The 23,468-nt window shown below is 72.3% G+C and carries 24 protein-coding genes; 7 read left to right on the forward strand and 17 right to left on the reverse strand.

The features are described from left to right. Window positions 1–113 (forward strand): integrase core domain-containing protein (locus tag GT755_RS28585; protein ID WP_161482693.1); only part of this gene is annotated, 113 nt, incomplete at its 5' end. Window positions 114–123: 10 nt separating this feature from the next. Here the strand turns inward: GT755_RS28585 and GT755_RS28590 are convergent. The 14 genes from GT755_RS28590 to GT755_RS28655 form a co-directional block, all read right to left on the reverse strand. Then, window positions 124–888 (reverse strand): CPBP family intramembrane glutamic endopeptidase, encoded by a 765-nt coding sequence (locus GT755_RS28590; RefSeq protein ID WP_161482694.1) that lies wholly within the window; start codon window positions 886–888, stop codon window positions 124–126. 128 nt (window positions 889–1,016) lie between these two features. Beyond that, a complete protein-coding gene (locus tag GT755_RS28595) occupies window positions 1,017–3,962 on the reverse strand; it encodes an NEW3 domain-containing protein (protein ID WP_161482695.1) in 2,946 nt (981 codons plus the stop codon). Between the two features lie 66 nt (window positions 3,963–4,028). Further along, window positions 4,029–5,060, reverse strand: coding sequence for an alpha/beta hydrolase family protein (locus GT755_RS28600; RefSeq protein ID WP_161482696.1), 1,032 nt, complete (start codon window positions 5,058–5,060; stop codon window positions 4,029–4,031). Further along, window positions 5,057–6,061 (reverse strand): amidohydrolase family protein, encoded by a 1,005-nt coding sequence (locus tag GT755_RS28605; protein ID WP_161482697.1) that lies wholly within the window; start codon window positions 6,059–6,061, stop codon window positions 5,057–5,059. The genes GT755_RS28600 and GT755_RS28605 overlap by 4 nt, the downstream gene beginning before the upstream one ends. Then, complete coding sequence (locus GT755_RS28610) at window positions 6,061–6,585, reverse strand: 3-hydroxyanthranilate 3,4-dioxygenase (protein ID WP_161482698.1); 525 nt, start codon at window positions 6,583–6,585, stop codon at window positions 6,061–6,063. Before GT755_RS28610 ends, GT755_RS28605 begins: the two co-directional genes overlap by 1 nt. Continuing rightward, on the reverse strand, window positions 6,582–7,007 hold the full coding sequence (locus GT755_RS28615; protein ID WP_161482699.1) for a RidA family protein: 426 nt from the start codon (window positions 7,005–7,007) through the stop codon (window positions 6,582–6,584). Before GT755_RS28615 ends, GT755_RS28610 begins: the two co-directional genes overlap by 4 nt. Next, window positions 7,004–7,729 carry a 2-keto-4-pentenoate hydratase gene (locus GT755_RS28620; RefSeq protein ID WP_161482700.1) on the reverse strand — a complete coding sequence of 242 codons (726 nt, stop codon included), beginning with the start codon at window positions 7,727–7,729 and terminating at the stop codon, window positions 7,004–7,006. The genes GT755_RS28615 and GT755_RS28620 overlap by 4 nt, the downstream gene beginning before the upstream one ends. Continuing rightward, entirely contained in the window at window positions 7,726–8,733 is a 1,008-nt protein-coding gene (gene dmpG, locus GT755_RS28625; protein ID WP_161482701.1) for a 4-hydroxy-2-oxovalerate aldolase, read from the reverse strand. The genes GT755_RS28620 and dmpG overlap by 4 nt, the downstream gene beginning before the upstream one ends. Then, entirely contained in the window at window positions 8,730–9,635 is a 906-nt protein-coding gene (locus GT755_RS28630; protein ID WP_161482702.1) for an acetaldehyde dehydrogenase (acetylating), read from the reverse strand. Before GT755_RS28630 ends, dmpG begins: the two co-directional genes overlap by 4 nt. Continuing rightward, window positions 9,632–10,420, reverse strand: a complete 789-nt coding sequence (locus GT755_RS28635; RefSeq protein ID WP_161482703.1) for a 2-keto-4-pentenoate hydratase — start codon at window positions 10,418–10,420, stop codon at window positions 9,632–9,634. The genes GT755_RS28630 and GT755_RS28635 overlap by 4 nt, the downstream gene beginning before the upstream one ends. Continuing rightward, window positions 10,417–11,910, reverse strand: a complete 1,494-nt coding sequence (locus GT755_RS28640; RefSeq protein ID WP_235967578.1) for a 2-hydroxymuconic semialdehyde dehydrogenase — start codon at window positions 11,908–11,910, stop codon at window positions 10,417–10,419. Before GT755_RS28640 ends, GT755_RS28635 begins: the two co-directional genes overlap by 4 nt. Next, window positions 11,907–13,232 (reverse strand): FAD-dependent oxidoreductase, encoded by a 1,326-nt coding sequence (locus GT755_RS28645; protein ID WP_161482704.1) that lies wholly within the window; start codon window positions 13,230–13,232, stop codon window positions 11,907–11,909. The genes GT755_RS28640 and GT755_RS28645 overlap by 4 nt, the downstream gene beginning before the upstream one ends. Next, complete coding sequence (kynU, locus tag GT755_RS28650) at window positions 13,229–14,464, reverse strand: kynureninase (RefSeq protein WP_161482705.1); 1,236 nt, start codon at window positions 14,462–14,464, stop codon at window positions 13,229–13,231. The genes GT755_RS28645 and kynU overlap by 4 nt, the downstream gene beginning before the upstream one ends. 22 nt (window positions 14,465–14,486) lie before the next feature. Next, window positions 14,487–15,344 carry a tryptophan 2,3-dioxygenase gene (locus tag GT755_RS28655; protein WP_161482706.1) on the reverse strand — a complete coding sequence of 286 codons (858 nt, stop codon included), beginning with the start codon at window positions 15,342–15,344 and terminating at the stop codon, window positions 14,487–14,489. Window positions 15,345–15,464: 120 nt separating this feature from the next. Between GT755_RS28655 and GT755_RS28660 the strand changes: the two genes are divergently transcribed. After that, window positions 15,465–15,914: an Lrp/AsnC family transcriptional regulator gene (locus GT755_RS28660; RefSeq protein WP_161482707.1), complete on the forward strand. Its 450-nt coding sequence runs from the start codon at window positions 15,465–15,467 to the stop codon at window positions 15,912–15,914. Here the strand turns inward: GT755_RS28660 and GT755_RS28665 are convergent. Genes GT755_RS28665 through GT755_RS28675 form a run of 3 tightly spaced genes read right to left on the reverse strand, consistent with a single transcriptional unit; the run spans window position 15,886 to window position 17,782 of the window. Continuing rightward, on the reverse strand, window positions 15,886–16,914 hold the full coding sequence (locus GT755_RS28665) for an LLM class flavin-dependent oxidoreductase (RefSeq protein ID WP_202610639.1): 1,029 nt from the start codon (window positions 16,912–16,914) through the stop codon (window positions 15,886–15,888). The genes GT755_RS28660 and GT755_RS28665 overlap by 29 nt on opposite strands. Then, the gene (locus GT755_RS28670) at window positions 16,911–17,231 is read right to left on the reverse strand and encodes a TIGR04076 family protein (protein WP_161482708.1); all 321 of its coding nucleotides are present in this window, start codon (window positions 17,229–17,231) and stop codon (window positions 16,911–16,913) included. Before GT755_RS28670 ends, GT755_RS28665 begins: the two co-directional genes overlap by 4 nt. Window positions 17,232–17,245: 14 nt before the next feature. Then, on the reverse strand, window positions 17,246–17,782 hold the full coding sequence (locus tag GT755_RS28675) for a helix-turn-helix domain-containing protein (protein ID WP_161482709.1): 537 nt from the start codon (window positions 17,780–17,782) through the stop codon (window positions 17,246–17,248). Between the two features lie 280 nt (window positions 17,783–18,062). On the opposite strand from GT755_RS28675, the gene GT755_RS28680 reads away from it, so the two are divergent. The 5 genes from GT755_RS28680 to GT755_RS28700 are packed head-to-tail and all read left to right on the forward strand — an operon-like array spanning window position 18,063 to window position 23,466. Continuing rightward, window positions 18,063–19,649, forward strand: coding sequence for an ABC transporter substrate-binding protein (locus GT755_RS28680; RefSeq protein ID WP_161482710.1), 1,587 nt, complete (start codon window positions 18,063–18,065; stop codon window positions 19,647–19,649). Then, entirely contained in the window at window positions 19,636–20,718 is a 1,083-nt protein-coding gene (locus GT755_RS28685; protein WP_285587542.1) for an ABC transporter permease, read from the forward strand. The genes GT755_RS28680 and GT755_RS28685 overlap by 14 nt, the downstream gene beginning before the upstream one ends. Beyond that, a complete protein-coding gene (locus GT755_RS28690; RefSeq protein ID WP_161482711.1) occupies window positions 20,715–21,551 on the forward strand; it encodes an ABC transporter permease in 837 nt (278 codons plus the stop codon). Before GT755_RS28685 ends, GT755_RS28690 begins: the two co-directional genes overlap by 4 nt. A gap of 2 nt (window positions 21,552–21,553) precedes the next feature. Continuing rightward, window positions 21,554–22,528, forward strand: a complete 975-nt coding sequence (locus GT755_RS28695) for an ABC transporter ATP-binding protein (protein ID WP_161482712.1) — start codon at window positions 21,554–21,556, stop codon at window positions 22,526–22,528. Continuing rightward, window positions 22,525–23,466 (forward strand): ABC transporter ATP-binding protein, encoded by a 942-nt coding sequence (locus GT755_RS28700; protein ID WP_161482713.1) that lies wholly within the window; start codon window positions 22,525–22,527, stop codon window positions 23,464–23,466. Before GT755_RS28695 ends, GT755_RS28700 begins: the two co-directional genes overlap by 4 nt. Window positions 23,467–23,468 lie beyond the last annotated feature (2 nt).

The raw sequence follows: 23,468 nt of genomic DNA on the forward strand, positions 1-23,468 counted from the left end.
ACCAGCACCGAACCCAAGCCCTCGGCCCCTGGCTGGAGCACTACAACACCACACGCCCACACTCAGCCCTCGGCGGCCAACCACCCATCAGCCGACTGTCACCAAGTCCATGACCGAGTACACCTAGCGGCGGGCGCGGCGCAACATCGCCGCCGCGATCAGCAGGCTCACCACGACCGGGACGACGGAGGCCTCCAGCCCGAACCCGCCGCCGGTCAGCCACTCCGGTCCGGAGACGTGCGCGGTCAGCACCCCCTCGGACGGGTGCCCGGAGACGGGGATGCCCAGCAGTCCTTCGGCGGCGTTCCAGGCGAAGTGCAGCCCGGCCACGAACCAGATGGTGCGCCGCCACAGGAACGCGGCCCCCAGCAGCACCCCCGCCTCGACGGCGATCGCCACCGAACTCCACAACGTGGCGCCCGGGTTGGCCAGGTGCAGGCCGCCGAACAGGCAGGCGGTGACCGCCAGCGCGACCCGGCTGCCGAACAGCGCCTCCAGCGCCTGCAGCGCGAGCCCCCGGAAGAGCAGCTCCTCGGTGACGGCCGCGCCGATCGCGACCGCGACCACCGGGACCAGCGCCGCCGGTCCCCGGGACCAGGTGAACGAGTAGCCGCCGAACAGCGTGATCAGCAGCACCGAGAGGAGCACGAACCCCAGGCCGATCGCCCCGCCGGTCAGCGCCTCCCGCCCGGCCCCCCGCCCGGCCAGCTCGGGCACCGGACGCCGTGCCACCCACCGCATCACCGCCCAGTAGACGGCGGTGGCCGCCACCGCGGCCACGACGGCGAGCACCGGCCCGCCCCCGGCCGGCGCCGACACCCCGCCGACGGCCACCACCCCGACCGGGAGCCAGACGAGCGGGGAACGGGCGTGTTGTGTCGTGTCCATGGAACCTCCGGTGACCCGCGCCGCATCCGTACGGCGAGACGCCGGAAACGCTACGAATGCGGGCGCGGGTCACGAATCCCCGTGAGGTGAACACTTCGGGTAGCTCTCACGGGGGACGCGTCGTGCGGTCAGCTCACGCTGAAGTCCCGGAAAGCGAACTGGCCGGTGACGTTCGCCGCGTGGGAGGTGGCGATGAGCCCGGCGTCCTGCCGTTCGGCGATGCCGGGCAGGGTCACGGTCGGGCCGACCTTCGTCCAGGTCGTGCCGTTGCGGGAGTAGTAGCCGCTGACCTGGTCGCCGGTGCGGACCAGCCGGACCCACACGGGTGCGGTGACCCCCGAGGCCCCGCTGAAGGAGTCGAGGTAGCCGTTGCCGTTGGCGTCCCATTGGAAGGCCACGCCGTTGCCGGGGGTGGCGACCATGGCCGCGTAGCCCGGCGAGGCGGCCGAACCGGTGACGTCGTTGCGCAGCACGACGCCGGCCTTGGCCCACGCGTTGGTGTTGTCCATGCGGGTGACCTGCGCGGAGACGGTGGCGGTGGCACCGGCCACGTCGTCGCGGTAGATGGCCCCGTACTCGTCGAAGGCGCCGCCGGCGTCCTGCCAGATGTCGGCGCCCGAGGTCAGGATGACGAACTCCGATCCGGCCTCGGCGAACTGGCTGGGCACCGAGCCGTGCCCCTTCATCGAGGTGAGGGGGTTCAACGCGGTCAGGGTGGCCGATCGGGTCAGGCTGAAAGCGGCCTGGTCGGCGCGTCCGGTGACGGCCGCCCTGACCTCCGCCCGGCTGACCGGCGCCGGGACCGACGCGGGAGCGGTGACCCGCCACGTCTCGGCGTCGGACGTGCCGGAGTCGAGGCCGTACGGCACGGGCTTGCCGACGCGTTCGGCCCGCCACCCGTCGGGGACGGTGAGGGCGACGGCCAGCTCCGAGGCGCGGCGCGGGCTGAAGTTCCGCACGGTGACGGTGACCTCGGCCGACTCCCCGGCCCGCAGGACGGCCGGGTCGGCAGACAGGGCGGCGCCGACGGGAGGCCGCTGCGCGTCGGGCGCGCCGCGGTGGTCGCCGGTGGGACCGGCCTGGTAGATCACCCGGCTCGCCTCCAGGGGCAGGGTGGTCTCGGTCACGGTTAGATTGCCCCGGGTGAGGTTGCCGCGGTTGCCGTTCGTGATGCCGGTGATCGCCGGGTTGGTGGTGTGGTTGTCGATCAGGGTGAGGTCGCCGGTGCGGTTGCCGTTCTGGTTGTTGGCGTGCGCCCACTGCCCGGCGGTCCGGACGAACACGTTACGACTCGCGCTCAGGTAGCGGGAGCCCTCGTCGAAGTAGAGGCCGAGCTGCCCGCTGTTCTCGCAGTAGTTCTCGTCGATGACGCTGCGCGGCATGGCCGACAGGGTGTAGATGCAGCCCGCGTCGAACATGGTCCGCACGACGTTGCGGACGTGGTTGCCCACCACGCGTACGTCGCTCAACGTCGTCGGCGTGTCGTAGACGGGCTGGAAGTCGTACAGACCCCGGTTCAGGTACTCGGGGCTGCCGCCCGGGTCGTTGGCGCCCCAGCCGTAGCCGAGCCCGATGCCCGTGTACGGCATGTCGGAGACGTAGTTGTGCTCGATCGACAACCGGGTGACGTAGCTGGCGAAGATCGCGTCCTGGTCGAGGAACTCCAGGGCGGTCGAGTAGACGCGGTTGTCGCGGATCGAGATGTCGCTGTTGACCATGCGGGGGTCGGACGGGTGGTGCGCGTCGGGACGCACGCCGCCGACCATGATCCCGCCGCCGGCGCTCGCGGTGAACGTGCTGCCGACGACCGACACCCGGCGCGCGCCCAGGCCGACGCCGCTGGCGTGCGCGTTGGCGTCGTTGCCGATGCCGAGCGCCACGGAGCCGAGGTTGACGAAGGTGCTGCCGGTGAACGTGACGTCCTCGGCGGCCGAGACCTGGACGGCCGACGGCGACTGGGCCCAGCCGTTGCGCGAGCCCTCGAACCCCTTGCAGCCGAACGCGCAGGAGGTGAACGCGTCGGCGGGCCGGTGCGGCTGGACGCCGCTGATGAAGACGCCGGTCTGCTGGTTGGCGTATCCGTCGGAGGTGCCGGGGTGCAGCCACGTGGTCCCGGTGAACGTCAGGTTCTCGAAGCGCAGGTTGCGCGCCGGGGCGTCGTAGGTGCCGCCGACCTGGAGCAGCGACTCCAGGCGGGGCAGTTCCACCCGCGCCTTCGTGATGTCCTGGCCGGGCAGCGGCTTGTAGTAGAGGACGCCCGCGGTGGTGTCGAGATACCACTCGCCCGCCTCGTCGAGGAACCTCTTGGAGTTGAGCAGGGTGAAGGTGGGCGTGCGCAGCGGCGACTGGACGGTGTCGTAGCCGTAGGTGTTGTTGTCCCAGGCCGGCTGCTGCATGACGACCGTGGAGCCGGTGATGCTCTCGACGGGCGCGAACCGGTTGGTGAACGACAACATCGCCTGGAGTTCGATGCGCTTCTGGTCGGGCAGGCCGGACAGGTAGGCCAGCGCCGGGTTGTTGATCGTGAAGCCGGCCGCGTTCAGCGTGATGTCGCTTCGGGCGATCCGGAGCCGCGCCCGCTGGGCGGGCTTGCCGTCGACGTAGAGCTGGCGGGTGTCGAAGCCGGTGCCCACGGAGGCCTTGTAGACGCCGGTCGCGGCGTCGTCGAGCTCCCAGCCGGTGACGGGCGTCGCGCCGCTGATCACCGGGTGGGCGTCGCGGGCTGCCGTCCAGGTGACGGTGGTGCCCGTGCCGCCGGAGTCGTCGGCGTCCAGGCGCAGCGGCGCGGTCAGCCGGTGGACGCCGTCGAGGAGTTCCACGGTCACGTTGACGTCGCCCTGGGCGAGGGCGGCGCGGACGCGGCGCTGTGCCTCGGCGAGCGTGGCGAGCGGCTCGTCGCGCCGGCCGTTCCCGTCGTCGTCGGCGTTGGCCGCGCCCGTCGGGGCGACCACGATGGTGTGGCTCGTGGGGGCGGCGTGGGCGGGCACGGATAACACGCCGGTGAGCAGCGCGGTGGTGAGGGCGGCCGCCAGGGCGGCCGCGGGACGTCTGCGCGTTTCAGGGGACGGACGCACAGTGTTCCTTTCTTCCGGTGAGGGCGCTTGATCCACCGGGGAACGTAATTCGTATGACGTCTTACGTCAATAACGAACCCTGCGGTCAACCTCCGTCATGGCCGAGGTCCAGATCTCCGACGTGGGGTCGATCACCGCGAAGTGGTCGCCCGGTCCTTCGAGATACGTGAGGTCGTCGCCGGTCACCTCGGCCCCGGTGGCGTAGCGGCGGTTGAAGTCGATCAGGTCGAGGTCGTCGTCGTGGCCGATGACGACGAGCTGCGGGACGCCGATGGGCAGGCGGCTCATCGGGTCGGCGGCGGCGTACACCTCCGGGATCTCGGCGGAGGAGCCGCCGAGCGCGTGCGGGACCGCGCCGGTGCCGACGCGGCGGCGTTCGCCCTCGGTGAGGTCGAGCACCCCGGCCAGGGAGACGGCCAGGGCGATCCGGCCGTCGTCGGCGGCGGCGCGCAGGGCGAGCTGGCCGCCGGCCGAGTGGCCGAAGACCACGACCCGATCGAGGTCCAGGTCGAAGTCCAGGGAATCGATGCCGGTCAGGCGGTCGAGGCCGGCCGCGACGTCGGCGACGGTGGCCTGCCAGCCGTGCCGGTCGGGGCGGCGGTATTCGAGGTTCCAGGCGGCGTAGCCGCGTCCGGCCAGGTCGACGGCGAGGGCGTCCATCAGGTCGGCGGCCCAGATCGAGCGCCAGTAGCCGCCGTGGATCAGCACCGCGACCGGCAACCGGCCGCCGTCGTGGTGCGGCGGCAGGCGCAGGTCGCCCCACTGCTCGTCGGCGGGGCCGTAGGCGATGCGCTCGGCGGGGTGCCGCAGGCGGTGGAAGGCGTGCCGGATCGCCCAGGTCAGGCCCCAGAGGCCGCGGCCGTAGAGGTGGACGGACCCGGGGGAGACCTCGGCCGGGCCGGTGTCGGCGGGGTCGTACCAGACCACCGGCGCGGGGTGCGGGAGCGGTGCGCCCACCGCGACGACGGCCTCTTCCGTTTCGTCGAGGCCGGTCACCACGCGGCCGTCGATCCCCAGCCGCCGGAACTCCGTCTCGGCGATGTGCCGGACCAGATCGGGGTCGGCCGTCAGGCCGGGGGTGAGCGCCACCAGCATCATCGTGTCCTCCCGAGGAAGCGCAGGGCGTTGCCGGACAGCAGCTTGTCCCGCTGGTCCGCGCTCAGGAACGCCGCGTCGCGCACGACCCCGCCGGCCGGGCGCTCGCCCAGCGGGTAGGGGTAGTCGCTGCCGACCATGACCCGGTCCTCGCCCAGCACGTCCACCAGCAGGCGGAGCGCCGCCGGGTCGAACACGACGCTGTCGACGGAGAACCGGCCGACGTAGTGGCTCGGCGGGTGGGCCGACCGGCCGCGCACCACGTCGCCGCGGCGGTGCCAGGCGTTGTCGGCCCGGCCGAGCCAGAACGGGAAGCTGCCGCCGCCGTGGGCGAAGCACAGGCGCAGCGTCTCCGGCACCTGGTCGAAGACGCCGCCGAGGATGAGCGCCAGCACCGACAGGTGGGTCTCGGCCGGCATGCCGGTCAGCCAGCGCGCCATCCAGCGGTCGAGCCGCGGACCGCCGGGCATGTCCCACGGGTGGACGAAGACCGGCGCGCCGACCTCCGCGCAGTGCCGCAGGAACATCACGATGCCCGCGTCGTCGAGGTCGCGGTCGCCGACGTGGTTGCCGATCTCGACGCCCGCGTGGCCGTTGGCCAGGCAGCGGTCGAGCTCCTCGCACGCCGCCTCCGGATCCTGGAGCGGCACCTGACAGAACGGTACGAACCGGTCGCCGCCCCCGGTCATCTCCAGCGTGAGGTCGTTGAAGACGCGGGCCACCTTGACCGCCTGGTCGGCCGGGCGGTCGTAGGAGAAGAAGACCGGCGTGGGCGAGACGACCTGCACGTCGACGCCGTCGGCGTCCATGTCGGCCAGGCGGGTGCCCGGATCCCAGGCCGCCGCGCCGATCGGGCGGAACTCGGTCTCGCCGACCATGATCATGGCGGCGCGTTCGGAGTCGACGCGCAGCCAGGGCCAGCCCGTGCCGCCGCATCGGGCCGCCAGGTCGGGCCACCCCTTCGGCACCAGGTGGGTGTGGACGTCGACGACGGGCCCGGCCATCAGCCCTTGCCCGGGTGGAGCGCGCCGCACTCGGCGCAGGTGCGGGCGGCCTCGTCGGCGTAGAAGGCCTGGAAGACCGGCGGCAGGTCGGTGACGATGTCGCGGACCTGGAGCTCGACCTCGTGGACGCGGTTGCCGCAGTCGGGGCAGTACCACTGGAACCTCTCCAGCGTGCCCTCCTCGCGCACCCGCTCGACCACCATGCCGATCGACCCGGCCTCGGGCCGCTGCGGCGAGTGCGGCACGTTGCCCGGCAGCATCCACATCTCGCCCTCGCGGATGTGCACGGTCCGCGGCCCTTCGGGCGTCATGAGGTTGACGTGCATGTTGCCCTTGACCTGGTAGAAGAACTCCTCGTACGGGTCGACGTGGAAGTCGGTGCGCTGGTTGGGGCCGCCCACGACCTGCACGATGAAGTCCGATCCGCCCGGGAACATCTCCTTGTTGCCGACCGGCGGCTTGAGCAGGTGCCTGTTGCCCTCGATCCAGCCGGGGAAGTTCACCGGCTCCGTGATGTCGGTCATTCGTCGACTCCTTCCGGGAGTAGCGCCACGGCCTGTATCTCGATCAGCAGATGGGGATGGGGAAGCTGGTGCACCGCCACGGTGGTGCGGGCGGGCCCGGTCTCGTCGAAGTACTCGGCGTAGACCTCGTTGTAGCCGCCGAAGTCGTTCATGTTCACCAGGTACGTCGTCACCTGCACCAGGTCGGACAGGCCCGCCCCGGCGGAGGCGAGGATGTCGCCGATGTTCTCGATCACCGCCCGGGTCTGCGCTCGGATGTCGAGCGAGGTGGTGCCCATCGCGTCGGCTGTGGCTCCGGCGATGGTGTTGTCGGGACGACGGCTGGAGGTGCCCGAGACGAAGGCGAACCCTCCGGCGATCTTCACATGTGGAAAACGGCCCCGGGGAGTGGCTTTTCCAGGAACGATCTTGCCCGCGCTCATGAGCCGACCTTCAAGGACGCCGTGCCGAGCTTCTCGATGACCGTGCGGACGTGGTCGCCCGGGTTCAGGGGCACCGCCGCCGTCGCGGCCCCGGCCAGGACGATCCAGCCGTCCCGCAGTTCCACGCCGCGCCCGCCTGCCAGGCGGATCGCCGCGTCGAAGGCCCTGCGCGGGTCGCCGAGGATGGCGGCCGTCGAGCCGGTCTGGACGACCCGGCCGTTCACCTCCAGCAGCACGCCGAGGTTGTCCAGCCCCTCGGGCGCCGGCCGCCACGGGCCGACGACGTAACCGGCCGCCGAGGTGTTGTCGGCGATCACGTCCGGCAGCGAGAAGTCGAAGCCCTCGAAGCGCGAGTCGATCACCTCCAGCGCCGGAGCGACGGCCTCGACGGCCGAGTTCGAGAGTAGGAACGCGACCTCCGGCTCGGCCCGGGGGTGGATCAGCCGCGTCAGGTCGACCCGGCCGCCGTCGTCGATCCGCATGCCGTCGGTGAGGTGGCCCCAGATGACCTCGTCCACGCCGACCTGCGCCATCTTGGCGCGGCTGGTCAGGCCCATCTTCACGCCGGTCAGCCGGTCGCCCCGCGCCAGCCGCCGTTCGACCAGCGCGCGCTGCACGTCGTAGGCCCCGGAAGGGTCCAGACGGGCCGCCGCCGCGAGGCGCGGGATGGCCGTGGCCGTCGACGCCGCCCGGTCCAGGCGGTCGGCGAGCTCGCTGATCATGCTTTCCCTCCGAGGTCCAGCGCCACGTCGACGATCATGTCCTCCTGGCCGCCGACCATCCGGCGGCGGCCCAGTTCGACCAGGATGGCGCGCACGTCCACGCCGTAGCGGTCGGCGGCGCGTTCGGCGTGCCGCAGGAAGCTGGAGTAGACCCCGGCGTAGCCGAGCGAGAGCGTCTCGCGGTCGACCCGCACGGGCCGGTCCTGCAGCGGCCGGACCAGGTCGTCGGCGGCGTCCATCAGCGCGAACACGTCGCAGCCGTGCGGCCAGCCGTGCAGTTCGGCGACGGCGGCGAAGACCTCCAGCGGGGCGTTGCCCGCCCCCGCGCCCATCCCGGCCAGCGACGCGTCGACGCGGGTGGTGCCGTGCTCGACGGCGACGACGCTGTTGGCGACGCCGAGCGACAGGTTGTGGTGGGCGTGGATGCCGATCTCGGTGCCCTCGTCGAGCACCTGCCGGTAGGCGTCGACCCGTTCGGCGACGTCGCGCATGAGCAGCCGGCCGCCCGAGTCGGTGACGTAGACGCAGTGGGCGCCGTACGACTCCATGAGCTTGGCCTGCCCGGCCAGGGTGGCCGGGTCGGCCATGTGCGACATCATCAGGAAGCCCGCGACGTCCATGCCGTTGTCCCTGGCCCAGGCGATGTGCTGGGCGGCGATGTCGGCCTCGGTGCAGTGGGTCGCGACGCGCACGCTGGTGACGCCGAGGTCGCGGGCGGCCTTCAGGTCGGCGATGGTGCCGATGCCCGGAAGGAGCAGCGTGGTGAGCCGGGCCCTGGTCATGACCGACGCGGCGGCCTCGATCCACTCGGCGTCCGCGGCCGCGCCGTGGCCGTAGTTGACGCTGGAGCCCGCCAGGCCGTCGCCGTGGGCGACCTCGATCGCGTCGACCCCGGCCGCGTCGAGCGCGGCGGCGATCTCGGCGACCTGGGCGGGGGTGTAGCGGTGGGCGATGGCGTGCATGCCGTCGCGCAGGGTGACGTCCTGGACGTAGAGGCGGTTCACCGGGTCACCATCCGTTCCGCCGTGCGCAGCGCCGCCGAGGTCATGATGTCGAGATTCCCGGCGTACTCGGGCAGGTAGTGCCCGGCCCCGGAGACCTCCAGGAAGACCGACACCTGGAGGCCGGCGAACCGCCGGCCGAGCGCGGGGACGTGGGCGTCCACGGGATCGAACTGCACCTCCTGCTTGAGGCGGTAGCCGGGCACGTACTCCTGGACCGAGGCCACCATCTCGGTCACCGAGCGGGAGATCGCCTCGTGGTCGGCGTCGGCGCAGAGGCAGTAGACGGTGTCCCGCATGAGCAGCGGGGGCTCCGCCGGGTTCAGCACGATGATCGCCTTGCCGCGTTCGGCGCCGCCGACCACCTCGATCGCCCGGGACGTCGTCTCGGTGAACTCGTCGATGTTGGCGCGGGTGCCCGGCCCGGCCGACCGGGAGGCGATGGAGGCGACGATCTCGCCGTACACGACCGGGGTGACCCTGCCGACGGCGGCCACGATCGGCACGGTGGCCTGGCCGCCGCAGGTGACCATGTTGACGTTGCGCTCGCCCAGGTGCTCGCCGAGGTTGACCGGCGGCACCACGTAGGGGCCGACCGCGGCCGGGGTCAGGTCGACGACGATCTTGCCGCAGGCGCGCAGCACCTCGTCGTTGTGCCGGTGGGCCCCGGCGGAGGTCGCGTCGAAGACCACGTCCACGTCGGCGAACTCCGGCATCGCGACCAGGCCCTCGACGCCCTTGTCGGTGGTGGCCACGCCCATGCGCCGGGCTCGTGCGAGGCCGTCGGAGGCGGGGTCGATCCCGGCCATCGCGACCATGCGGAGCGTCGTCGACAGGCGCAGCACCTTGATCATCAGATCGGTGCCGATGTTGCCCGACCCGATCACCGCCACTCCGGCGCTCATTCCCCACCTCCGAAACAGGTCCTGACCGAGCCGAGGCCCGAGATGCGGGCCTCGTAGGCCGCGCCCGGCGTCACCGGCACCATCGGCCCGAGCGCACCGGAGAGCACCACGTCCCCGGCCCGCAGCGGGCTGCCCGCCCGCGCGAGCGTCTCGGCCAGCCACGCCACGGCGTGCGCCGGGTTGCCCAGGCAGGCCGCGCCCGCGCCGACCGAGACCGGTTCGCCGTCGTGTTCGAGCACCGCGCCGCAGAGCCGCAGGTCCACGTCGGCGACCCGGCGCGGGCTCGTGCCGAGCACGAACAGGCCGCTGGAGGCGTTGTCGGCCACGGTGTCGACGATCGAGATGTCCCAGTTCGCCACCCGCGAGCCGACGATCTCGATGGCCGGCAGCAGGTGGTCGGTCGCGCGGATCACGTCCACGACCGTCACCTGCTCGTGCGGCAGGTCGGCGCCGAGGACGAACGCGATCTCCGCCTCCACCCGCGGCTGGAGCACCCGGCCGGGGGCCACCTCCGCGCCGTCGGGCACCGCCATGTCGGCGAACAGCACCCCGAAGTCGGGCTGGAACACCCCGAGGGCCTTCTGGACGACGGGGTTGGTCAGCCCGATCTTCGCGCCGACCGGCCGCCGCCCTTCGGCGGTCCACTGCTCCACCTGCGCCCGCTGGACGGCGTAGGCGGTGGCCACGTCCCCTTCGGGCAGCAGGTCCCCGCGCAGGGGCGGGCAGGGCGTGCCGGTGTCGTAGGCGGCCCGCAGGACGTCGGCCGCGCGCTGGATGTCGGTCATGTGAGGTCCACGCAGACGTTGGTGAGCTCCGAATAGAAGCCGAGGGAGTGGACGCCGCCCTCGCGGCCGACCCCCGAGGCCTTGACCCCGCCGAACGGGGTGCGCAGGTCGCGCAGGAACCAGGTGTTGACCCAGACGATCCCGGCGTCGAGGCGGGCGCCGGCCCGGTGGGCGCGGCCGACGTCCCGGGTCCAGACGGTCGCGGCCAGGCCGTAGGCGCTGTCGTTGGCCAGCGCGAACGCCTCCTCCTCGTCGTCGAACGGGGCGACGTGGCAGATCGGGCCGAAGATCTCCTCCCGGTTGGTCCTGGCGTCCGGCCCGAGGCCGGTGAGCACGGTCGGCCGCACGTACGCCCCGCCGTCCCGGGCGTCGCCGAAGACCGGCACGTCACCCCCCGCGAGCACGGTCGCGCCCTCGGCGCGGGCCAGGTCGTAGTAGCCGAGCACCTTGTCGCGGTGGCCGCGGGAGATCAGCGGCATCGTGCCGGTCGCCGGGTCGGACGGCCAGCCGAACCCCTGCTCGGCGGCCCGCCGGGCCAGGCGCTCGGTGAACTCCTCGAAGACCGGCCGCTGCACGTAGAGCCGTTCGGTGCACAGGCAGACCTGGCCGCCGTTGGTGAAGCTGGAGCGGACCGAGCCCTCCACGGCGGCGTCGAGGTCGGCGTCGGCGAAGACCAGCCCGGCGTTCTTGCCGCCCAGCTCGAACGAGACCGCCTTCACGCCGTCGGCGGCGGCCCGCATGATCGCGCTGCCGGTGGCCGACTCGCCGGTGAAGGTGATCGCGTCCACCTCGGGGTGCGTGGTGAGGAACTCGCCCGCCGAGCCGGGGCCGAAGCCGTGCACCAGGTTGAACACGCCGTCGGGCACGCCGACCGCCGCCATCACCTCGGCCAGCAGCGTCGCCGACGCCGGCGTCTCCTCCGACGGCTTCACGACGACCGCGTTCCCGCAGGCCAGCGCGGGCGCGACCTTCCAGGTCAGCAGCAGCAGCGGCAGGTTCCACGGCACGATGACCGCCACCACGCCGACGGGCTTGCGGACCGCGTAGTTGATCGCCCGGCCGCCGGTGACGAACGACTCGGTGGGGGCGGTCGCGGCGATCTCCGCGAAGGCCCGGAAGTTGGCCGCCCCGCGCGGGATGTCCAGCGTCCTGGCCTGCGAGATCGGTTTGCCGGTGTCGGCGACCTCGGCCGTGACCAGGTCGTCGAAGCGCCGGTCGAGCTCGTCGGCGACGGCGTTCAGGATCTTCGCGCGTGCGCGCTCGTCCATGCGGCCCCACGGCCCGCGCAGCGCCCGGCGGGCGGCGCGCACCGCCGCGTCGACGGTGTCGGCCCCGGCCTCGGCGACCTCGAAGACGGTCTCCCCGGTGACCGGGCTGACCTTGGCGAACCTCTTCCCCTCCGGCACGAACCGGCCGTCGACGAAGTTGCGCAGCAGGCCGGGCTCGCCGGCCGGGCGTCCGGACATCAGGTCCGGCGTCCACAGTGTCATGCGCTCCGCCTCCCTCGCAGGATCGCGCCGCCGATGAGCAGCGCTCCCGCGCCGACGGCCGCGCCGAGCACCCGGTGCTGACGGCGCACCCGTCGCCAGACCTGCGCGTAGGGCACGGTCGAGAAGGACACCAGTTCATAGCGGGAGACGTAACGGCCGGGCAGGGCCCGCTCCAGCGCGTGCTCCACCTTCTTCTGGAGCTGGAAGACGGGGGAGGCGACCTTGTCGCGCATCTCGACGAAGTTGGCCAGGGCCATCCGGGCGATGGCCTCGGTGTTGTCCCGGCGCCGCTCCTCGTAGAGGGGGAGCGCACGGGTCCAGTCGCCGCCGGTCTCCTCCAGGCAGCGGTCGAGCTCGACGACGTCCTCGAAGGCGCAGTTGGCGCCCTGGCCGTAGAACGGCACGATCGCGTGGGCCGCGTCGCCGATCAGCGCGGCGGTGCCGCCGACGTGCCAGGGGGTGCAGCGCACGGTGCCGAGTGCGCCGACGGGGTTGTGCCGGTAGTCCTCGACGAGGGTGGGGGCCAGCTCGATCAGGTCGGGGTAGTGCTCGGCGAAGTGGCGCTCGATCGCCGCCGGGCTGCCGATCGAGGCGAAGCTGCTGGTGCCGCTGGTGGGCCAGAACAGGGTGCAGGTGAACGAGCGGTCGGGGTTGGGCAGCGCGATCATCATGGAGGTGCCGCGCGGCCAGATGTGCAGCGCGTCGGGGGACAGCGCGAACTCCCCGTCGCGGGGCGGGATGCGCAGCTCCTTGTAGCCGTAGTCGAGGAAGTCGAGGCTCTCGGTCAGCCCGGCGTGCGCGAGCAACTGGGCCCGCACCGCCGAACCGGCGCCGTCGGCCCCGAGCACCACGGCCGCCCTGGCCTTCGTGGTGCCGTCGGGGGTCTCGTACGTCATCTCGCCCGTGCGCGGGTCGAGGCCGGTCAGCCGGTGGTCGAAGGCGATGCGCACGCCGGGCTGCCCGGCCGCCGCGGTGAGCAGGGCGTTGTTGAGGGCCGAGCGGCTGATCGAGTTGATCGCCCGCTGCCCGTCGTGGCTGTAGGGCTGGAAGTCGAGTTCGCCCTTCACGGGGTGGATGACACGGCCGCGCATCGGCAGCGCGTCGGCCATGACCTGCCTGTCCAGGCCGATGCGGCGCAGCGCGTCGAGGCCGCGCTCCGACAGGGCCAGGTTGATCGAGCGACCCCGCTCGACCGCGCCGGTCCGGGGGTCGGGACGCCGTTCGTACAGGGCGACCCTGAGGCCGCGCCGGGCCAGGAAGCAGGCGAGCAGGCAACCGGCCAGGCCGGCGCCGACCACCGCTATCTCGTCCGGGTCGCTCATCGGACCTCCTCGATGACGTGCGCGAGGGCGTCGGCCAGACGCCAGCAGTCGTGGTAGGTGCAGTACAGGGGCACCGGCGCGGCCCGGACGATGTCGGGCTCCCGGGCGTCGGTGATCACGCCGAACTCGAAACGCAGCCGTCTGGCCAGCTCGTGGGCGCTGCCGCCGCCGACGCGCAGGGAGAGCTGGCTGCCCCTCCGGGCGGGGTCGCGCGGGGTCACCACGGTGATCGGGAGCTCGTCGAGCAGCGTTTCCAGGTAGCCGGTGAGGCGGGTGCTCCGGGCGCGCAGGGCGGCCATGCCGGCGCGGTCGAAGATCTCCAGGGAGGTGCGGACCGGGCCCATGGCGTAGATCGGCGGGTTGGAGATCTGCCACGCGTCGGCCGTCGCCGGGGGACGGGAGACCGGCGTCATCTCGAACCGGGTGGCCGGTTCGGTGCTCCACCAGCCCTCGAACCGCTGCACGGCCGGGTCGCCGAGATGCCGCTCATGGACGAACACGCCGCCGAGCGCGCCCGGCCCCGCGTTCAAATACTTGTAGGAGCACCAGGCCGCGAAGTCGGGCCCCCATTCGTGCAGCTCCAGCGGGACGTTCCCGGCGGCGTGCGCCAGGTCCCAGCCGACCAGCGCGCCGGCCTCGTGCCCCGCGCGGGTGATCGCCGGGATGTCCATGAGCTCGCCGGTGAGGTAGTTGACCCCGCCGAGCAGCACCAGAGCGACCTCGTGGCCCTCATGGGCGAGGTAGCTCAGCACGTCGGCGGGGTCGAGCCTGACCACCGTCGCGTCGGGGTCGAGGCCGTGGAAGCGGGCCTGACTGCGGACCGCGTAGCTGTCGGAGGGGAAGGCGGTGTCCTCGATGACGATCTTCGTCCGGGTGCCGGTGGGCCGGTAGAAGGACACCATCAGCAGGTGCAGGTTGACCGTCAGCGAGTTCATCACCACGGTCTCCTGCGGCAGCGCGCCGACCAGCCGGGCCGCGGTGCCGGTCAGGAACTCGTGGTAGGGCAACCACGGGCGGGCCGCGTCGAGATGGCCCTCGACGCCGAGGCGCGCCCAGGCGTCCAGGTCGTCGAGCAGGTCGCCTCGGGTCGCCCTGGGCTGCAACCCCAGAGAATTGCCGGCCAGGTAGGCGGTCTCGGCGTAACGGCCGCCCTCGGCCGGGGGAACGTGGAAGAGCTCGCGGTGGCCGGGGTCGGCCAGGTCGCGTTCGAGGGCGTCGGCCTCGGTGAACATGCTTTCTCCGCTCGGACGAGGCTCAGACGAGGGTCCTGGCGGACCAGATTTCGGGGAAGACCACGCGGGCCATGCTGCGGCGCAGCCAGTTCGCCCCGGCCGAGCCGCCGCTGCCGACCTTCTCGCCCATGGTCCGCTGCACCGCCTTGAGGTGCTGCCAGCGCCAGTCGCCGAACCCGTCGGCCAGTTCGGTGAGCGCCTCGCCGAGCGACCAGAGGTGGTTGCCGGGGGTGTTCTCCCGGTAGATCTCGACCCAGGCGGCCTCGACGGCGGGATGACCTTCGTGTTCGACGGTCACGTCGCGTTCGAGCAGGTCGTGGGGGATGTCGAAGCCCTGGCGGGCGAGCGTCGCGATGACGTCGTCCCACAGGCTGGGGGCGCGCAGGGTGGCCTGGAGGGCGGCGTACACCTCGGGCTGGCGGTGGAAGGGCCGCAGCAGGGTCGCGCTGCGCAGGCCCAGCAGGAACTCCAGATGGCGGTACATGGCGGACTGGAAGCCCGACGCCTCACCCAGCTGGTCGCGGAAGCGGTTGAAGTCGGCCGGGGTCATCCAGTCGAGCCCGCGCCAGGCGGCGTTGAGCCCCTGGATGTCGAGCGCGGCTCGCTTGAGCGGGGCGAGCGCGCCCCAGACGTCGTCGTCGCGCAGCAGCCGCTGGGCCTCGCGCAGTTCGAAGCAGGTCAGGCCGAAGTACAGCTCCATGATCTGGCTGACCATGAGGAAGGACATCTCGCCGGAGTCCTTGCTGATGGTCTGCTGGAGCGAGTGCAGGGTCTCGGCGTGCACGTACACGTCGTACGGCAGGCCGTCGGGGAACTCCAGGGTGGGGTTCCCGCCGTTGGCGGCGGCCCTGGCCGCGCGCGTGCTGTTGGTGCTCTCCACAAGACCTCATGCTCCACCAAACGGTCATATAGCGAGAAGGAGCACTTAAAGGTACGATGCGCCCTTGGCCTGTGGTTTCACGGCCAAACCGCTCAACTGCTTAACGAACCGAAGGTCGCCATGGACGATATGGATTGGGCGCTCCTACGCGAGCTGCAGATCGACGCGCGACTGTCCTTCAGCGAGTTGTCCCGCCGGGTGCACCTGTCGCCCCCCGCCGTGGCCGAGCGGGTGCGGCGGCTGGAGGAGACCGGCGTCATCTCCGGCTACCACGCCCGGGTCGACCTCACCCGGACCGGCTGGCCGGTGATGGCGATCATCCGGATGTCCTGCTACGGGCCCCGCTGCATGTTGCGCGACCCGTCGGTGGCCGAGTGGCCAGAGGTGCTGGAGATCCACCGCATCACCGGCGACGCCTGCTGCATCCTCAAGGTGGCCGCCGAGACGATGGACGCCTTCGAGCACGTCATCGACCGCCTCGCGCCCTACGGCCAGCCGTCGAGCACGATGGTGCTCTCGACCCCGCTCCCGTGGCACTCGGTCACGCCGCCACGGACCTCGTCCGCCTGAGGGACGGCAGCACCGCCGAGCCCAGGAGCTCCACGCCGCGCCGGTCGCTCAGCCCGTGGGGGGTGCCGAACTCGACCCGGCGCACCCCCGCGTCGATGAGCGCCTGCGCCTGCTCGGCGACCTGGTCGGGGGTGCCCGCGAAGGCGAACAGGTCGAGCAGGTCGCCCGGGATGAGCCGGCCCGCCTCCTCGTGCCGGCCCGCGTCGACCAGCTCCTTCACCCGGGCCACCAGGTCGGCCGGGATCTCCAGGGTGGGGTCGAGCTCGGCCACGACCGCGAGGTACATGGCCACCTCGGCCCGCGCCCGCGCACGCGCCGCGTTGCCGTCGGTGTCGACGACGGTGACCGCGCCGAGCACGATCCCGACGTCGTCGGCGGCACGCCCGGCGGCCTCCGCGCCCGGCCGCAGCCGTTCGCGGATCACCTTCACCATCGCCGGGTTGGCGCTGCCGCCCACCTTGATCTCGTCGGCGATGCGCCCGGCCAGCGCCGCGCCCTTGGCGCCCCACGCGCCGAGCAGCAGCGGCGGGTCGGGGCGGTGCACCGGGTAGCGCAACGTGGTGCCCGGGGCCAGCCGGAACACCCGGCCCTCGTAGCCGCCGCCGTCGCCGCGCAGCAGCCGGTAGACGACCTGCGCCGACTCCTCCAGGGTGGTCAGCGGGCGCTGCTGGTCGATGCCGACCGCGCCCAGCCAGGTGCCCCGGGCCAGGCCCAGGTAGGCCCGGCCGCGCGAGGCCAGGTCGAGCGCGGCGATCTGCCCGGCGATCTCGTAGGGGGCCAGGGAGTAGGGGTTGAGGCAGGCCACGCCCAGGCGCACCCGCTCGGTGGCGGCGGCCATCTCCAGCAGCGGGAAGATCGGCGGCTGGTACATGAGGTCGCCGAAGACGGTCAGCACGTCGAAGCCGTGCTCCTCGGCGCTGCGGGCCAGCTCCGCGTAGTCGCCCGCGCCCTTGTCGCTCTGCAGGCCGAGCCCGATCTCCACGGTGGGCACGGTGTTCACGTCAGGTCCGCCGAGTTCATGCGGCGACGGCAGGTGCGGGAGACCTGCATGATCAGGCGCTCCTCGGGGTCGGGGCAGGCGAACTGCGTGTCCTGCGCCAGCCAGTCGCCGGCCGCCAGGTCGCGCTGTTTGGCCGCGAGGAAGGGGAGCACGGAGGCCAGGGCGTACACGCAGAAGTGCTGCCCGTCGGGCAGCTTCAGGTGGGCGCTGTTCGTCAGGTCGAAGTGGTCGCCGACGTTCATGCCGCAGACCGAGCGGCCCTCGATGCGTTCGACGGTGACGCGGAGGTCGTAGAGCTCCATGTCTGTTTCGTCCATCGGGCCGGCTCCTTTCAGGGGGTCGGGGGGTTTATGGCCAGAACGATCTCCGTCTCGGCGTCGGAGGTGTTCAGGTAGCGGTGCGGGCGGTTGGAGTCGAGGGTCAGGCTCTCGCCGGCGGTCACGGTGTAGGACGACCGCTCGACCTGGACGGTCAGCGTGCCGGACACGACGTACACGCACTCCAGCGACGGATGGCTCCACAACTCGTCGCTGGAGACCTCGCCGGGCGCCAGCACCGCGTGCAGCACCTCGAGCTGCCCGTTGCCGGGGGTGAGCCGCTCGTAGCGGATCTGGCCGTTGGGCGCGCCGAGGGTGGAGCGCTCACCGGGCCGGCTGATCCACACCGAGGGCGCGGCGGGGTCTTCGAACAGCGACGCGATGGACGCGCCGAACACCCCGGCCAGGCGGCGCAGGGTCGACAGGCTGGGCTCGGTGACGCCCCGCTCGATCTGGCTGAGCAACGTCGGGGAGACCCCGGCCTGCTCGGCGAGGGCGCGCAGGCTCATCCCCCGTTCGGTGCGCAGTTCGTGCAAGCGATCTCCGATCACCCGCGCCGTCCTTCCTACCATCGCACTGTCACGTGCAGGTTAACTACACGCGTGTGCAGCACCGTAGGGGTGCCGGCATTCGCCGTCAACAGACAGTCGTGGGCAGGTGATCAGCGGTGACGGGTCTTGACGGGGTCCCCGCCGACGGCCTAGCGTGCCCGGTCAACGTGCAGTAAGGCTGCACGTCGGCTCGCGGCCTCGTGCCGCCGCCGCACAGGAGAGTCATGACATCGCCCCATATGTCTGAGCGGGCCCCCGTAGCCCGGCCTTGGAGTCCCTCATGAAGATCCGCCGGTCTGCCGGTGCGCTCACCGCCGCAGTGGCGCTGAGCCTGCTCACCGCCTGCGGCGGTGGCAACGCCGCCGCCCCCTCCTCGCCCGGCGGGCAGGGCGGGAAGACCCTCGTCATCGACACCGCGTTCCAGCTCAAGACCACCGACCCGGCCCGCATGTTCGAGCCGACGGGCCTGCTGATCGACCAGGCGGTCTACGACACGCTGCTCACCTTCAAGGGCGGCGACGTGACCAAGCCGGTCCCGGCACTCGCGGAGTCGTTCACCGCCTCCGACGACGCCAAGACCTTCACGTTCAAGCTGCGCCCCGACGCGAAGTTCTCCGACGGAACCCCGGTCACCTCGGCCGACGTCGCGTTCTCGCTCAACCGCGTGAAGAACGTGAAGGGCAACCCGTCGTTCCTGATGGCCGGCCTCACGGTCACCGCGCCCGACCCCGCCACCGTCGTGGTCGCCAGCGAGGAGCCGAACACCGCCATCCCGTTCATCCTGCCCAACCCCGCGCTGGGCATCGTCAATTCGGCCGTGGCCAAGAAGAACGGCGCCAGCGACGCCGAGGGCGCCGGCAAGAGCGACACCGCCGAGGCGTTCCTCAACAAGCAGTCGCAGGGCAGCGGCCCGTACGTCCTGGAGAGCTACAGCACCACCTCGCAGGTCGTGCTGAAGGTGAACGAGAAGTACTGGGGTCCCAAGCCCGCCTACTCCAGGGTCGTGGTGCGCAACACGCAGGCCAACGTGCAGCGGCTCAACGTCCAGAAGGGCGAGTCGCAGATCGCGGTGGACCTGTCGCCCGAGCAGGCCAAGGGCATGGGCGACCTCCAGGTCGTCAACGGCGCCTCGCCGAACGTGTTCTTCCTGTTCACCAACGACAACCCGGAGATCTCCAAGATCTCCTCGAACCCGAAGTTCCAGGAGGCGGTGCGCTACGGCATCGACTACCAGGGACTGGTCGACCTGGCCGGCGAGGGGGCCGTGCAGGCGCCCGGCATCGTGCCCTCGGTCTTCCTCGGCGCCCTCCCGGCCGCCGACGGGATCAAGCGCGACGTCGCCAAGGCCAAGGCCGCGCTCGCCGAGTCGGGCCTGCAGAACCCGACCGTCAAGCTGAACTACCCGAGCGACGTGCAGGTCAACGGGCTCAACTTCGGCGACCTCGCCGCCCGCGTGCAGGCCAACCTCAAGGAGGTCGGCATCAACGTCGAACTGGCCCCCGCGTCGGTGCAGACCGCGCTGGAGTCCTACCGGGGCGGCACCGAGGAACTGGGCCTGTGGCAGTGGGGCCCCGACTTCCCCGACCCCAGCAACTACCTCAACTTCCTGCCGGGCCAGCTCGTCGGCCTGCGCGCCGGATGGGCCGAGGGCGCCGCCCCCGAGCTGGAGGAGCTGGGCGCCAAGGCCCGCACCACCGTCGACGACACCGCCCGCTCGGCGCTGTACGTCGACATCCAGCACAAGATGAACGAGGGCGGCCCGATCATGCCGCTGATCCAGCCGGCGCAGATCCTGGTCGCCGCCAAGTCGGTGACCAACCTGCAGTCGAACGCCCTCTGGCTGGTCAACGTCCGTGAGCTCGGCTAAGCCGAAGAGCGGTGCCCCCGGGACGGGTCGCAGGGCGGCCCGTCCCGGCGGGGTGCTGCTGCGGTTCCTGGCCCGGCGGCTGGCGGCCGCCCTGCTGCTGTGCGTGGGCATCACCCTCGTGGCCTTCACCCTGACCCAGTTGGTCCCGGGCGATCCCGCCGCCGCCAACCTGGGGCAGCAGGCGATCGGCGACCCGGCCGCGGTGGCCGCGTTCCGCGCCAAGTACGGGCTCGACCAGCCTCTCCCGGTGCAGTACCTGACGTACATCGGCAACGTGTTCCAGGGGAACCTGGGCATGTCGCAGCAGAGCCACCGCCCGGTGGCCGAGGACCTGGCCGAGTTCGTGCCCGCCACGATCGAGCTGGCGCTGTTCGCGATCGTGGTGTCGCTGCTGGTCGGGGTCGCCCTCGGCGTCGTGGCCGCGGTCAACCGCGACCGCTGGCCCGACCAGGTGCTGCGGGTGGTGAGCCTGGGCGGGGTGTCCATGCCCACCTTCTGGGTCGCGCTCGTCGCGTTCTACCTGCTGTCGTTCAAGTTCGACCTGCTGCCGGGCACCGGGCGCCTCGATCCGGTGCTGAGCCCGCCGCCGTACACGACCGGCTTCTACTCCGTGGACGCCGCCCTGGCCGGACAGTGGGACGTGATGTGGTCGGCGCTCGGGCACCTGGTGCTGCCGTCGCTCGTGCTGGCCGTCTACACGGTCGGCATGCTGATGCGCTTCAGCCGGGCGTCGGTGCTGGAGATCCTCGGCAACGACTACGTGCGCGCGGCCAGGGCCAAGGGCCTGCCCGAGCGGGTGGTCATCGTGCGGCACGTGCTGCGCCCCGCGATGGTCGCGATCATCACCGTGGCCGGCGTCGCCTTCGGCAGCCTGCTGTCGGGCGCCGTGCTGGTGGAGAAGATCTTCTCCTGGCCCGGCGTCGGCCAGTACGCCTACCGCAGCGCGGTCAACCTCGACCTGCCCGGCATCATGGGGGTCAGCATCGTGGTGGCCGCCGTGTACATCCTCATCAACCTGCTCGTCGACCTGCTGTACGGGGTCATCGACCCGAGGATCAGGCTGACATGACGACTGGATCCCGCACCCCGTGGCGGCAGCCCCTCGCCCTGGTCGGCGCCGCCTTCGTCGTGTTGTGGGTGCTGGTGGCGGTGCTCGCCCCCGTGCTCGCGCCCTACGGCCCGCTCGACCAGATCGCCGACAAGCTGCTCGAACCCTCGGCGCAGCACCTGTTCGGCACCGACCAGCTCGGCCGCGACGTGCTCAGCCGCGTCGTCTACGGCGCGCAGGTCTCGCTGCCGCTGGCGTTCCTGCTCGTCGCCCTCTCGGCGGTGATCGGGTCGGTCGTCGGCGCGGTGGCCGGGTTCTTCGGCGGCTGGGTCGACGGCACGCTCATGCGGCTGGCCGACCTGGTGTTCGCCTTCCCCGGCATCATCCTGGCCATGGCGGTCGCCGCCGCGCTCGGCCCCGAGCTGCGCAACGCCGTGCTGGCGGTCGTCGTGGTGTCGTGGCCGTCGTACGCGCGGCTGGTGCGCGGCCTGGTCATGTCGGCCCGCAACTCCGAGTACGTGGCCGCCGGGCGGCTGCTCGGCTCCTCGTCGGTCCGCACGATGATCGTGGACCTGCGGCCGAACGTCGCCGGGCCGGTGCTGGTCATGGCGGCGCTCGACGTGGGCAACGCCGTGCTGCTGCTGTCGGGCCTGTCGTTCCTGGGGCTCGGCGCGCAGCCGCCCATGGCCGAATGGGGCTCCATGGTGGTGTCCGGCATGGACTACTTCGACCTGTGGTGGTTGTGGCTGTATCCCGGCCTGTCCATCCTGACCGTCGTGCTCGCCTTCAACTTCGTCGGAGACACGCTGCGGGACGCCCTCGATCCGCGCACCGCGCGTGCACTAAGGGGGTGACCGTGGGAACGCTACTGGAGGTCGAGGACCTCACCGTGTGGCTCGCCACCAGGAACGGCCCCCGCAAGGCCGTCGACGGCCTGACGTTCCGGGTCGACTCCGGCGAGGTCTTCGGCATCGCGGGGGAGAGCGGCAGCGGCAAGACGATGACCGCGATGGCGCTGCTGGGCCTGCTCCCGCACGCCGCCCGCACCAGCGGCCGGGCCGTCTTCGAGGGCCGCGACCTGCTGGCCATGAAGCCGCGCGAGCTGCGCGACGTGCGCGGGCGCAGCATCGCGATGGTGTCGCAGGACCCGTCGACGAGCCTGCACCCGATGCTCAGCATCGAGACCCAGGTGACCGAGCACATGCGCCACCACCTGGGCGTCGGGAAGTCGGAGGCGCGCGGCCGGGCGGTCGAGCTGCTGTCGACGGTACGCATCCCCGACCCCGAACGGGCGCTGAGGGCCCACCCGGCCCAGTTCTCCGGCGGCATGCGCCAGCGCATCGCCATCGCCGTGGCGCTGGCGTGCGAGCCCCGGCTGCTGCTGGCCGACGAGCCGACGACCGCGCTCGACGTCACCGTGCAGGCGGGCATCCTGCGGCTGCTGAACCGGCTGCGGCAGGAGCGCGACCTGGCCGTCGTAGTGATCACCCACGACCTGGGCGTGATGTCGGCCGTGGCCGACCGCATCTGCGTCATGTACGGCGGCCGCACCGCCGAGATCGGCCCGCGCGAGACCGTGCTGACCCACCCCCGCCACCCCTACACCCGCGGCCTGCTCGACGCGCTGCCGCACCCGGAGGGCGGGGCGGCGACGCTGCGGCCGATCCCGGGCAGCCCCCCGTCGCTCGGCGCGGTGCCCGAAGGGTGCCCGTTCCACCCGCGGTGCGCGTTCGCCGTCGCCTCCTGCCGGGAGGAACGGCCGGAGCCGGTGCCCGTCGGTTCCGACCACCGGGTGGCCTGCCCGCCCGACCCGCTGGGAGGCGAGGCGTGAGCGTGTTGCTTGAGGCGACCGGGGTCGCCGTCGAATACCACCGGACGGGCGCGCCGCCGCTGCGCGCCGTCGACCACGCCGACCTGACCCTGTCGCGAGGCGAGATCCTCGGGCTGGTCGGCGAGTCCGGCTGCGGCAAGTCGACGCTGGGCCGCGCGGTCGTCGGGCTCCAGCGCACCGCCGCCGGGGAGATCCGCTTCGACGGCCGCCCGGTCGCGCCGCTGGGGCTGCGCCGCCGCCCGGCCGGCCTGCGCGGGCTGCAGATGGTCTTCCAGGACCCGTACGCCTCCCTCAACCCCCGCCGCCTGGTCGGCGACCAGGTCGGCGACGGGTACCTGCTCGGCGGCACGACCAAGGCGGAGGCCCGCCGCCGGGCCGGGGAACTGCTCGAACGCGTCGGCCTTCCGGCGGACGCGGTCAGGCGTTACCCGCACGAGTTCAGCGGCGGGCAGCGGCAGCGCATCGCGATCGCCCGGACCCTCGCCGCCGAACCGAGCTGCATCATCGCCGACGAGCCGATCAGCGCGCTCGACGCCTCGGCGCAGGCGTCGGTCGCCAACCTGCTGGTGGAGCTGGTCCGCGAGCTCGACATGGGCATGGTGTTCATCTCGCACGACCTGTCGGTGGTGCGGCAGATCGCCGACCGCACGGCGGTCATGTACCTGGGTCGGGTCGTCGAGGCCGGCCCGACCCGGCAGGTGTGGTCGGAGCCTGCCCATCCGTACACGAAGGCGCTCATCTCGGCGGTGCCCCGGGCCGACGGCGCGGGCGTGCTGCCGGTCGAGCTGCCGGGAGACGTGCCCGACCCCTCGCGGCCCCCCGGCGGGTGCCGGTTCCATCCGCGCTGCCCGGTGGCCCTGCCGTCGTGCGCGCAGGACGACCCGCCGCTCACGATCCTGCGGGACGGCCGGTCGGCCGCCTGCGTCCTGGCGAAGTGACC

This window comes from Herbidospora solisilvae, from assembly GCF_009901565.1.
Classification (GTDB): Bacteria; Actinomycetota; Actinomycetes; order Streptosporangiales; family Streptosporangiaceae; genus Herbidospora; species Herbidospora solisilvae.

Coding starts and splice junctions, on each gene's coding strand:
- GT755_RS28630 (WP_161482702.1), bottom strand. CDS start 9,635: ATGAGCGCCGGAGTGGCGGTGATCGGGTCGGGCAACATCGGCACCGAT.
- GT755_RS28635 (WP_161482703.1), bottom strand. CDS start 10,420: ATGACCGACATCCAGCGCGCGGCCGACGTCCTGCGGGCCGCCTACGAC.
- GT755_RS28670 (WP_161482708.1), bottom strand. CDS start 17,231: ATGGACGAAACAGACATGGAGCTCTACGACCTCCGCGTCACCGTCGAA.
- GT755_RS28600 (WP_161482696.1), bottom strand. CDS start 5,060: ATGATGCTGGTGGCGCTCACCCCCGGCCTGACGGCCGACCCCGATCTG.
- GT755_RS28605 (WP_161482697.1), bottom strand. CDS start 6,061: ATGGCCGGGCCCGTCGTCGACGTCCACACCCACCTGGTGCCGAAGGGG.
- GT755_RS28645 (WP_161482704.1), bottom strand. CDS start 13,232: ATGAGCGACCCGGACGAGATAGCGGTGGTCGGCGCCGGCCTGGCCGGT.
- GT755_RS28640 (WP_235967578.1), bottom strand. CDS start 11,910: ATGACACTGTGGACGCCGGACCTGATGTCCGGACGCCCGGCCGGCGAG.
- GT755_RS28620 (WP_161482700.1), bottom strand. CDS start 7,729: ATGATCAGCGAGCTCGCCGACCGCCTGGACCGGGCGGCGTCGACGGCC.
- GT755_RS28615 (WP_161482699.1), bottom strand. CDS start 7,007: ATGAGCGCGGGCAAGATCGTTCCTGGAAAAGCCACTCCCCGGGGCCGT.
- GT755_RS28660 (WP_161482707.1), top strand. CDS start 15,465: ATGGACGATATGGATTGGGCGCTCCTACGCGAGCTGCAGATCGACGCG.
- kynU (WP_161482705.1), bottom strand. CDS start 14,464: ATGTTCACCGAGGCCGACGCCCTCGAACGCGACCTGGCCGACCCCGGC.
- GT755_RS28690 (WP_161482711.1), top strand. CDS start 20,715: ATGACGACTGGATCCCGCACCCCGTGGCGGCAGCCCCTCGCCCTGGTC.
- GT755_RS28590 (WP_161482694.1), bottom strand. CDS start 888: ATGGACACGACACAACACGCCCGTTCCCCGCTCGTCTGGCTCCCGGTC.
- GT755_RS28680 (WP_161482710.1), top strand. CDS start 18,063: ATGAAGATCCGCCGGTCTGCCGGTGCGCTCACCGCCGCAGTGGCGCTG.
- GT755_RS28610 (WP_161482698.1), bottom strand. CDS start 6,585: ATGACCGACATCACGGAGCCGGTGAACTTCCCCGGCTGGATCGAGGGC.